This is a genomic window from Streptomyces sp. NRRL B-24572, assembly GCF_002156145.1.
Classification (GTDB): Bacteria; Actinomycetota; Actinomycetes; order Streptomycetales; family Streptomycetaceae; genus Streptomyces; species Streptomyces vietnamensis.
Window position 1 is genome coordinate 1 of sequence record NZ_MWIG01000520.1, and the last position, 9,946, is coordinate 9,946.

At 73.2% G+C, this 9,946-nt stretch carries 8 protein-coding genes and 1 pseudogene; 5 read left to right on the forward strand and 4 right to left on the reverse strand.

The window, feature by feature from the left end; translation table 11 throughout:
• Nucleotides 1-496: pseudogene (locus tag CCN56_RS43475) on the forward strand (serine/threonine protein kinase); the annotation flags it as partial.
• A 9-nt stretch (nt 497-505) separates the two neighbouring features.
• A complete protein-coding gene (locus CCN56_RS28715; RefSeq protein WP_086830902.1) occupies nt 506-1,345 on the forward strand; it encodes an EI24 domain-containing protein in 840 nt (279 codons plus the stop codon).
• Between the two features lie 52 nt (nt 1,346-1,397).
• Here the strand turns inward: CCN56_RS28715 and CCN56_RS28720 are convergent, their stop codons facing one another.
• The gene (locus tag CCN56_RS28720; protein WP_086830903.1) at nt 1,398-2,360 is read right to left on the reverse strand and encodes a LysR family transcriptional regulator; all 963 of its coding nucleotides are present in this window, start codon (nt 2,358-2,360) and stop codon (nt 1,398-1,400) included.
• Between the two features lie 138 nt (nt 2,361-2,498).
• Here CCN56_RS28720 and CCN56_RS28725 point away from each other — a divergent pair, with 138 nt between their 5' ends.
• Entirely contained in the window at nt 2,499-4,688 is a 2,190-nt protein-coding gene (locus tag CCN56_RS28725; protein WP_256962215.1) for a M4 family metallopeptidase, read from the forward strand.
• A 121-nt stretch (nt 4,689-4,809) separates the two neighbouring features.
• Here CCN56_RS28725 and CCN56_RS28730 read toward each other — a convergent pair whose 3' ends face one another.
• Together CCN56_RS28730 and CCN56_RS28735 are read right to left on the reverse strand one after the other, a co-directional pair.
• A complete protein-coding gene (locus CCN56_RS28730; protein WP_086830909.1) occupies nt 4,810-5,523 on the reverse strand; it encodes a carbon-nitrogen hydrolase family protein in 714 nt (237 codons plus the stop codon).
• 32 nt (nt 5,524-5,555) lie between these two features.
• Complete coding sequence (locus CCN56_RS28735) at nt 5,556-6,464, reverse strand: LysR family transcriptional regulator (protein WP_086830905.1); 909 nt, start codon at nt 6,462-6,464, stop codon at nt 5,556-5,558.
• 58 nt (nt 6,465-6,522) lie between these two features.
• Between CCN56_RS28735 and CCN56_RS28740 the strand changes: the two genes are divergently transcribed.
• On the forward strand, nt 6,523-7,320 hold the full coding sequence (locus CCN56_RS28740) for an NAD(P)-dependent oxidoreductase (protein WP_086830906.1): 798 nt from the start codon (nt 6,523-6,525) through the stop codon (nt 7,318-7,320).
• On the opposite strand, the gene CCN56_RS28745 is transcribed toward CCN56_RS28740, so the two are convergent.
• Nucleotides 7,317-7,889 carry a TetR/AcrR family transcriptional regulator gene (locus CCN56_RS28745; protein ID WP_086830907.1) on the reverse strand — a complete coding sequence of 191 codons (573 nt, stop codon included), beginning with the start codon at nt 7,887-7,889 and terminating at the stop codon, nt 7,317-7,319. The genes CCN56_RS28740 and CCN56_RS28745 overlap by 4 nt on opposite strands.
• Before the next feature lie 158 nt (nt 7,890-8,047).
• On the opposite strand from CCN56_RS28745, the gene CCN56_RS28750 reads away from it, so the two are divergent.
• Nucleotides 8,048-9,946 (forward strand): glycoside hydrolase family 3 N-terminal domain-containing protein (locus CCN56_RS28750; protein WP_086830908.1); only part of this gene is annotated, 1,899 nt, incomplete at its 3' end.

Below are 9,946 nucleotides of genomic sequence, written 5' to 3' on the forward strand. Positions count from 1 at the left end.
GCCTTCCACCGCCGCCCCGGCGGCCGGCGCCCTTCCCGGCTCCGAAGCGGACCGGTACCCGTCCAGGGAGGTCACCGACGCAAGCGGCTTCGCCCTGCTCGTCCCCGTCGGGGCGACCCGCTCGACCGACGGCGTCCGGGTGTTCTACACCTCGTCGGACGGGGCCGTACGGGTCGGGGTGAGGATCCGGGCGATCCCGCCCGGCGGGGCGATCGGGGTGATGCGCGCCTCCGACGAGAACGGCCCGAAGAGCAACCCGGGGTACCGCGACGCCCTGGTCCAGGAGACGACGCACAGGGGACTGCCCGCCGCCCGCTGGGAGTTCACCTGGGACGGCTTCACCACCGCCGAGGGCCCCCGGCACACCATCGACGTCTGCTGGGAGAAGGGCGGGACGCTGTACGACGTGTGGGTGTCCGCCCCGGTGGGCCGCTCCGAGGAGGGCCGCATCCGCTTCGACGACGCCCTGGAATCCTTCCGTACGACCGGCGGTTAGGGTGGCCCCATGCGTGATCTCGGGGTGGGTTTCAAGTACCTGGTACAGGGCCAGAAGTGGGTCGGCCGGCACGGGCGGTGGCTCGGCTTCGGGCTGCTGCCCGGGCTCGTGACGCTCGTCCTCTACGCGGCGGCGCTCGTCGGCCTCGGCTACGGCGCCGACGACCTGACCGCGTGGGCGACGCCGTTCGCCGACGACTGGTCCTCGCCCTGGCTCGGCATCTTCCGCGGCACCCTGACCGCGCTGGTCTTCGCCTTCGGGCTCTTCCTCGCGGTGATCACCTTCACCGCCGTGACCCTCCTCGTCGGCCAGCCCTTCTACGAGTCGCTCTCCGAGGAGGTCGACCGCAGCGAGGGCGGCGAGGTCCCCGAGTCGGGCCTGCCGCTCTGGCGGGAGCTGTGGATCTCGGCCCGTGACAGCCTGCGGATCCTGCTGCGGGTCGCGCTGTACGGCGTGCTGCTCTTCGCCTGCGGGTTCATCCCCGTCATCGGCCAGACCGTCGTCCCCGCCATCGGCTTCTGCGTCTCCGGCTTCTTCCTCACCGAGGAGCTGACGGCCGTCGCGCTCCAGCGCCGGGGCGTCGAGCTGAAGGAGCGGCTGCGGCTGCTCCGCGGGCGCCGGATGGCCGCCCTGGGCTTCGGCGTTCCGCTGACGCTCGCCTTCCTGGTGCCCTTCGTCGCCGTCTTCCTCATGCCGGGAGCGGTCGCCGGAGCCACCCTGATGGCCCGTGAGCTGCGCGGCGAGACGGCGGGGGACGGTGCCGAGGAGGACGACCGGGAAGGCGGCGACCGCCCGGTCGACGACGGCACCGCCTACCGTCACGCGGCCGGGAACACCTCGCACGGCTGATCCCGGAGGAGCACCCGGTCGAACCCGGACGGGCACCCGGCCCCGCGGCCCCTCAGGGTTCGAAGACCGGGTGCAGTTCCGGCCGTGCGTCCCACCAGGCCCGGTGGAATGCGTTGTTGTCGACGTTCGCCAGATAGGCGCGGGCCGCCGCCCCGTACAACAGCTCCGCCTGCGGGGCGGGGACCGCCGCCCGGTTCCAGGCGAGCCGGATCCGCCCCGTCACCGGGTCGCCCTCCAGGGGGCGCAGGACCGTGCCCTCGGCCGCCGGGGCCGTCGGCTGGCTCATCGAGATCGCCCGGCCGGACGCGATCAGGTCGTAGTGCATCTTCCGGTCGGCGACCCGGTGCCGCAGCGAGGGCGTGAAGCCGGCCTTCTCACAGGCCGCGACCAGCGCCTCCGGCCCGCCGTCGTCGTCCTCCACCAGCGTCATCCACGACTCGCCGGCGAGCTCGGCGAGCGCGATCCGCTCCCGGCCCGCCAGCGGGTGCGCCGCCGAGAGCCGCACGCAGAACGGCTCCTTGGGGACGAGCGTGCGGGCCGAAGTGCCCTCGGGCAGCGGCACCTCGTGGTCGTTGACCTCCCCGTACAGCACGGCGTCGTACCGTCCCGCGCCGAGCTGCCGGGTCAGCGTCGTCGCCGAGTGCTCCACGGTGACGGCGATCTCCCGCCCCGCCACGACCTGCTCCAGCTCCCCGAGCAGCCGGTCGACGAGGACGAGCAGGATGCAGCCGAGCCGCAGCGGGGTGTGCGGGGCGGCGGCCCGCGCACCGGCGGCGAGCGCGTCCATCTCGCCGAGCACGAGCCGCGCCTTGGAGAGCACGAACTCGCCCAGCGGGGTGGGTTCCACACCGTGCCGGCCGCGCAGGAAGAGCTCCCCGCCCGCGACCCGCTCGATGCGGCGGAGCTGTGCGGAGAGCGCCGGCTGCGAGACCCCGAGCCGCCCTGCGGCCCGCCCCAGACTGCCGGCTTCGGCTATCCGGCAGACGGCCTCTAGATGCCTCAACTCCAGCTGCATTTCAGCAGCGTACGCAGCGGCGGCTGGTCTGCACCATAACCCGTGTCTTATGCCGCATGAGATGTCCCGAACTCGCCATGTCCACGCCCATACTCGGCGCGACGATCCGTCTCCCCCACCCTTGAACGGAGCACGACGTTGCACCCGACCAGACTCACGGCGGCCGTGGCCGCCCTGGCGCTCTCGGCGAGCCTCGCGACCGCACTCGTCGGACCGGCGACCGCGGCGACCCCGCAGGGCGGGACCGTACCGCCCGGACACGGCAAGTCCCTCGCGCTCGCCGCCGCCGACAAGGCCGCGGCGAGCGGTCTCGACGAGCTGCGGCACGGCGCCGACGAGGACCTCGTCCGGACGTCCGTCACCCCCTGGGCGAACGGCCTGTACTACGCCGCGTACGAGCGCACCTACCGTGGCCTCCCGGTCGTCGGCGGCGACGCGGTCGTCGTCTCCGACAGCTCCGGCAAGGTCCGCGAGGTCACCGGCGCCCCCGCCCCGGCCATCAAGCTCTCCACGAAGGCGAAGGTGACGGCCGAGGCGGCCCTCGCCACCGCCCGCAAGCAGCTGGCCTCGGTGGAGAGCGCGAGCGCCCCGGAGCTGACCGTGCTCATCAAGGACGGCAAGGCCGTCCTGACCTGGCACACCCTGGTCATCGGCCGCACCGCGCAGGGCGCGCCGAGCTCCCTCGCCACCTATGTCGACGCGCGCACCGGGGCCGTCGCCCAGGCCACCGACAAGGTCTCGGACGCCGACGGCCGCGGCTACCACAACGGCAACGTCACCATCGACACCGCCGCCACCTCCATGACCGACCCCAACCGCTCCGGCTTCAAGTGCGGCGGCCAGAACGGCAGCGCCTACACGGGCTCCTCGCCGTGGGGCAACGGCACCGCCAACGACCTGGTGACCGCCTGCGTCGACATCATGTACGCGGCGCAGAAGGAACACTCCATGCTCAAGGAGTGGTTCGGCTACAACGGCCAGAACGGGCAGGGAAGCATGGTCCCGGCCCGCGCAGGGCTCGGCGAGGTCAACGCGTACTACGACGGTACGAAGACCACGTACGGCCACAACCAGAACAGCAGCATGCAGCTCACCGGCATCGACGTCGTGGCGCACGAGTACGGCCACGAGATCTTCGACAAGACGCCGGGCAGCTCGGGCTCGTCCAACGAGAACGGCGGCATGAACGAGTCGACGGGCGACATCTTCGGCGCGCTCACCGAGCACTACGCCAACAACCCGAACGACACCCCGGACTACACGGTCGGCGAGAAGCTGAACTTCCTCGGCGACAACAAGCCGATCCGCTACATGTACAACCCCTCGCTCGCCAACAACGACCCCAACTGCTACACCCAGTTGACCTCCAACACCGAGGTGCACGCCGGGGCCGGCCCGCAGAACCACTGGTTCTACCTGCTCGCCGAGGGCTCCAACCCGGGCGGAGGCAAGCCCAGCAGCCCGATATGTTCCGGCGGGCCCTCCTCCGTGACCGGCATCGGCATCCAGAAGGCCGGCAAGATCTTCATGGGCGCCCTGCTCATGAAGACCTCCTCCTGGAACCACCTCGCCGCCCGCAAGGCGACCCTGACCAGCGCCAAGAACACCTACGGCAGCGCCGAGTGCAACGCCGTGAAGGCGGCCTGGAACGCGGTCGGCGTGCCGGCCCAGTCCGGTGAGACCGACTGCGGCGGCACCACCACCCCGGACTTCTCGCTCGCCCTGAACCCGTCCTCGGGCTCGGTGCAGCCGGGTGCCTCCGTCACCTCCACGGTGAACACCTCCACCACCGGCGGCAGCGCGCAGACCGTGCAGCTCTCCGCGAGCGGTGCCCCGAGCGGGGTCACCGTCTCCTTCAGCCCCGCCTCGGTGACCTCGGGCTCCTCGTCCGCGATGACCGTCCAGGTCGCCGCGGGCACGGCCAACGGCACGTACCCGATCACCGTCACCGGTACGGGCTCCGCCACCCACACGGTCACCTACCAGCTGTCGGTCGGCACCACGACCCCGCCCACCGGCTGTGACAACACCCAGTACACGTACCAGGGTTCGCTGACCGACGGCGGGGCCGAGGCCCAGCCCGACGGCTCGTACTACTACTCGGCGACCTCCGGCACCCACGTGGGCTGCCTGCGCGGCCCGGCCGGCGCCGACTTCGACCTGTACCTGCAGAAGTGGAACGGGTCGACCTGGGTGGACGTGGCCGTCGGCGGCACGGCGACCGCCGACGAGGACACCAGCTACTACGGCACCGCGGGCTACTACCGGTACGTGGTCCACGCGTACAGCGGCTCCGGCGCGTACACGCTGGGCCTGAGCGCCCCGTAAGGGGTTGAGCACCCCGTAACGGGGGCGGGGTGTGCCGTCGCGGACCGGGGGTTCCGCGAACGGCCTCCCCGGAGGGCCGGGCGGTCGTATGTCCCACGACCGCCCGGCCCTTCCTCCGTGCTCAGCCCACCTCGGCGAGCGCGAACCCCGGCTCCTCGGGGCCCGCGTCCGCGATCCGCCCGCCGTCCGGGCCCCAGGCGCCGGCCCTGCCCGTGCCGACCCCGTCCTCGTTGGTCCCGAGCACGTTGCCGAGCACCACGTACAGGCCGAAGTCCCGGGCCCGCACCGGGTACACCTTCTCGAAGGAGTCGTTGCCGGCGGAGAGCACCGAACTCGCCAGGTACACCGAGCAGTCGTCGGCGGCGGCGCGCTCGGCGAGCTCCGGGAACCGGTTGTCGTAGCAGGTGGCCAGGGCGAACCGGACCCCGTCGAGCTCGAACCGCCCGTCGCCCGGGCCCGGTGCGAAGACCTCCGCCTCGACCCCGTACAGGTGCTGCTTGTCGTAGCGGGCGAGGAGCGAGCCGTCGGGGCCGATCACGAGCGTGGTGATCCCGACGCCCGAACCGCCGTTCCTCACCGGCCCGTTGACGACGGCCGCCGCGCCCGCCGCACGGCACGCCTCCCGTACGGGTTCGAGGCGGGCGTCGTCCTCGGCGAGGACCAGGTCGGGGGTGTCCCGGATCAGGGAGGGCTCGTACCCGGTCAGGCAGAGCTCGGCGAAGACGACCACACGGGCCCCCTCGGCCCCGGCCGACCGGACCAGATCGGCGATGGTGCGGACGTTGGCGTCGATGTCCCCGGCGACCGGGGCGAACTGGGTGGCTGCGACGAACATGACCGCCATCCTCTCGCGCGGTCATGTAAGGGTCAATACAGGGTTGAGTCTGTTAGCTCCTGCGCCGTCTCGCGCAGCACGGCGAGGAAGGCGGTCGCCGCGACCGTGGGGACCGGCGGGGTCGCCGCGCAGATCGGGCGGTACGGGACGTCCTCCGGGTGGATCGTGACGAGCACGACGTCCGGGCGTACCGAGGCAGCCGCGAGCGCCGGTACGAGCGTGACGCCGAGACCCGCCGCGACCGCGCCGAACTTGGCGATCCAGTCATGGACGAGCAGCGCGGTGCGCGGCCGGAACCCCGACGCGACGGCCGGGCGGAACAGGGTGTCCTCCAGGCGCTCGTTGCTGACGATCCACTCCTCGTCGGCGAGCTCCGCGAGCCGCATGGCCCGCCGTCCCGCGTACGGATGCCCCTGCCCCAGGGCCACCAGCATCGGCTCGTCCAGGAGGTGGTGCAGCGTCACGCCCGGCGGCGGGGGAGCGCCCTGGGGCGGGCTCACCACCGCGAGGTCCTCCTCCCCGGCGGCCATCAGGCGCAGGTGCTTCACGGAGGGCCCCTCCGTCCGGCTGACCGCCACCCCCGGATGCCGCTCCCGGAACACGGCCTGCGCCTGCGGCACCAGGGCCGCCGTGGCGCTGGAGAAGGAGCCGAGGCGCAGCAGTCCGCCGTCCAGGGAGCGCAGCGCCTCCAACTCCGCCCGGGCGGCGACCAGCCGCTCCCGGACCGCCTCCGCGTGCGGAACGAGGACCCGGCCGGCCTCGCTCAGCCGCACCCCGCGCGGCAGCCGCTCGAAGAGCTCGGCGCCGACCTCGTCCTCCAGGGACTGGATCTGCCGCGAGACCGCGGACTGCGTGTAACCCAGGAGCCGGGCGGCGGCGGTGAAGGAACCCGCGCGGGCGACGACGAGGAACACCTCGTACAAGCCATGAGAAGTGGGCATGGCAGGCATGCTAGACATTCGCTTGTCGCATGCCGGAGTCGGTCCTAGCGTCGACGTCATGGACAACACCCCGCAGAAGATCGCCTTCCTCGGCCTCGGTTCCATGGGCCTGCCCATGGCCCGCCGACTCCTCGACGCCGGACACCCGCTGACCGTCTGGAACCGTACGGCCGCCAAGGCCGACGCCCTCGTCGCCGACGGCGCCGTCCGCGCCGCGACCCCCGCCGAGGCCGTCCGGGACGCCGACGTCGTCGTCACGATGCTCGCGGACCCGGCCGCCGCCCTCGCCGTCGCGGACGAGCTGATCCCGGCGCTGCGGCCCGGCACCCACTGGGTCGACACCTCCACGGTCGGCCCGGACACCGTCGCCGCCCTCGCCGCCCGGATCCCCGCCGGGGTCACCCTGATCGACGCGCCCGTCATGGGCAGCGTCGACCGGGCCGCCACCGGCGAGCTGATGATCCTCGCGGGCGGCGACACCGCGCCCGTCGCCGCCGTCCTCGATCTGCTCGGGACGGTCACGCCCTGCGGCGGCCCCGGCACGGGCGCCGCGCTCAAGCTGGTCCTCATCAACGCCGCCATCGGCGGGGTCGCCCTCGTCGCCGAGGCCCTCACGCTCGCCGGCTCCCTCGGCCTGCCCCGCGAGCTCGCCCTGCGCACCCTCGGCGCGGGCCCCCTCGCGGGCGCCGTCGGCCGGGTCACCGCCACCGGCTCGTACTTCCCGGTCGCCCTCGCCGCGAAGGACGTCGCCCTGGCCACGTCGGCGGCGAAGCTCCCCGTCCTGGAGGCCGTCCACGCCTTCCTGACCGAGGACCCGGCCCTCCTCGCCGAGGACGTGGCGGCGATCGTCCGCTAGCGGGTGCCATCCCCGCCGAGCAGCCGCAGGAAGTCCCGGAAGGCGCCCGGCATGTCCACCGCCGACGGGTCCAGGAGCCACTGGTACTGGAGGCCGTCCATCACCGCCGTGAGCAGCGGCGCCGCCCGCTCCGGGGTGAGGCCGCCGGGCAGCCGCTCGCCGAACTCCAGGCGCAGCACGTCCGCCATGTTGGCCCGCACCTGCGCGTACCGCTCGGTGAAGAACTCCCGCGCCGGGTGCCCGTCGGTGACGCTCTCGCCGAGCAGTGCGGAGAAGGTCTGCACGATCCCCGGCCGCATCGCGTTGTACTCGACGAGCGATTCCAGGAGGTCGAGCCGCCAGCCCTCCCGGTCCCGGCCCCCGCTGGTGTCCCAGCGGTCCCGCTCCTCCAGGACCGCGACGAGCAGCGCCTCCTTCGTCGGGAAGTAGTGCAGCAGCCCCTGCTGGGTCAGCCCGACGCGCTCGGCGACGGAGCCGAGGGTGGCGCCCCGGTAGCCGCGCTCGGCGATCACTTCGAGGGCGGCGCGCAGGATGTCCGCGCGCCGCTCCTCACTTCTGGCCCGCACCATCGCCGTGGCCCCCTTTCGCAGGTTCGTCCGACAGGACCGTACCCCCTCCGGACGACAGTGAAGTAACAGAATGATTACGTCACCTACCGATCTACAGGTAGGTGGGTGCACGATGAGCGCATCGGGGTCATTCGTTACGTCAACGAGGAGGTACGGCCATGGCGGAGACCAGCGCGGACGCGGTCAGGAACACGGTCGTCGAGGCGGCGCTCGGCAAGCTCGACCTGGACGCCAAGACCAGGCTGCTCGCGGGCCAGGACATGTGGTCCCTGCCCGCCCTGCCGGAGATCGGCCTGAAGTCCCTGGTCATGTCCGACGGGCCCATCGGCGTCCGCGGCGTCCGCTGGACCGCCGACGACCCGTCCGTCGCGCTCCCGTCCCCGACCGCCCTCGCCGCCGCCTGGGACCCCGAGCTCGCCCGCCGGGCCGGCCGGCTCCTCGCCCAGGAGGCCCGCCGCAAGGGCGTCCACGTCGTCCTCGCGCCCACGGTCAACCTGCACCGCACCCCGCTCGGCGGCCGCCACTTCGAGGCCTACAGCGAGGACCCGTACCTCACCGGCGCCGTCGCCACCGGCTACGTCCAGGGCGTCCAGGACGGCGGCGTCGGCACCACCGTCAAGCACTTCGTCGCCAACGACGCCGAGACCGACCGCTTCACCGTCGACAACCGGATCGCCCCGCGCCCCCTCCGCGAGCTCTACCTCGCCCCCTTCGAGGCCATCGTCAAGAACGCCCACCCCTGGGGCATCATGACCGCCTACAACCAGGTCAACGGCGTGACGATGACCGAGCACCACCAGCTCGTGAACGAGGTCCTGCGCGGCGAGTGGGGCTTCGACGGCTACAACGTCTCCGACTGGATGGCCGCCCGCTCCACCACCGCCGGCATCACGGGCGGCCTCGACGTCGCCATGCCCGGCCCCGACACCGTCTACGGCCCGGCCCTCGCCGCCGCCGTCCGCGCCGGCGAGGTCGAGGAGTCCGCCGTCGACGCCGCCGTGCGCAACGTGCTGCGGCTCGCCGCCCGCGTCGGCGCCCTCGAAGGCGCCCCGCCGGTCGTCACCGAGCCCCCCGCCGCCGTCGACGGCGACGCCCTCGCCCGCGAGATCGCCCGCCGCGGCTTCGTCCTCGTACGGAACGAGAACGCCCTCCCGTTGAAGAACGGCACCGTCGCCCTCTCCGGCGCCGCCGCCCGCGACGCCCGCGTCCTCGGCGGAGGCTCCGCCCAGGTCTTCCCCGACCACGTCGTCTCCCCGCTCGACGGCCTCGCCGCCGCCCTCCCCGAGGGCGCGCTGAGCTACGCGATCGGCGCCGACCCCAGCGAGGAACTCGCCCCCGCCGACCAGGGCTTCACCCTGCGCGCCCGCTGCCGCGACGCCGCCGGACACGTCATCGGCGAGGGCTCCCTGCCCAACGGCCAGGTCCAGTGGATCGGCGACGACCTCCCCGAGGGCGTCACCCACGAGGCCCTCGCCTCCATCGAGGTCGTCGGCACCTTCACCCCGCGCGAGACGGGCGAGCACGCCTTCGGCACCCGCGGCCTCGGCGCCTTCACCCTCACCGTCGCCGGCACGACCGTCTTCGACGGCACCCAGGTCATGGGCCCCGAGACCGACCCCTTCGAGGCCTTCTTCGGCTCCCCCGTCGAGCGCGGCAAGGTCGCGCTCACCGCGGGCGAGACCGTCGAGGTGTCCCTGCTCCACACCCTGGACAAGGAGTTCGCGGCCCCGCTCCCGGCCGTCATGTTCTCCTTCGTCCACCTCGGTCCCCGCCGTGACCCCGACGAACTGATCGCCGAGGCCGTCGAGGCCGCCCGCGCCGCCGACACCGCCGTCGTGGTCGTCGCCACCACCGAGCGCGTCGAGTCCGAGGGCTTCGACCGCAAGGACCTCGCCCTCCCCGGCCGCCAGGACGACCTCGTACGGGCCGTGGCCGCCGTCAACCCGAACACCGTCGTCGTCGTCAACGCCGGCTCCCCGGTCGAGCTGCCCTGGCGCGAGGACGTCGCCGCGGTCCTGCTCAGCTGGTTCCCCGGCCAGGAGGGCGGCGCCGCCCTC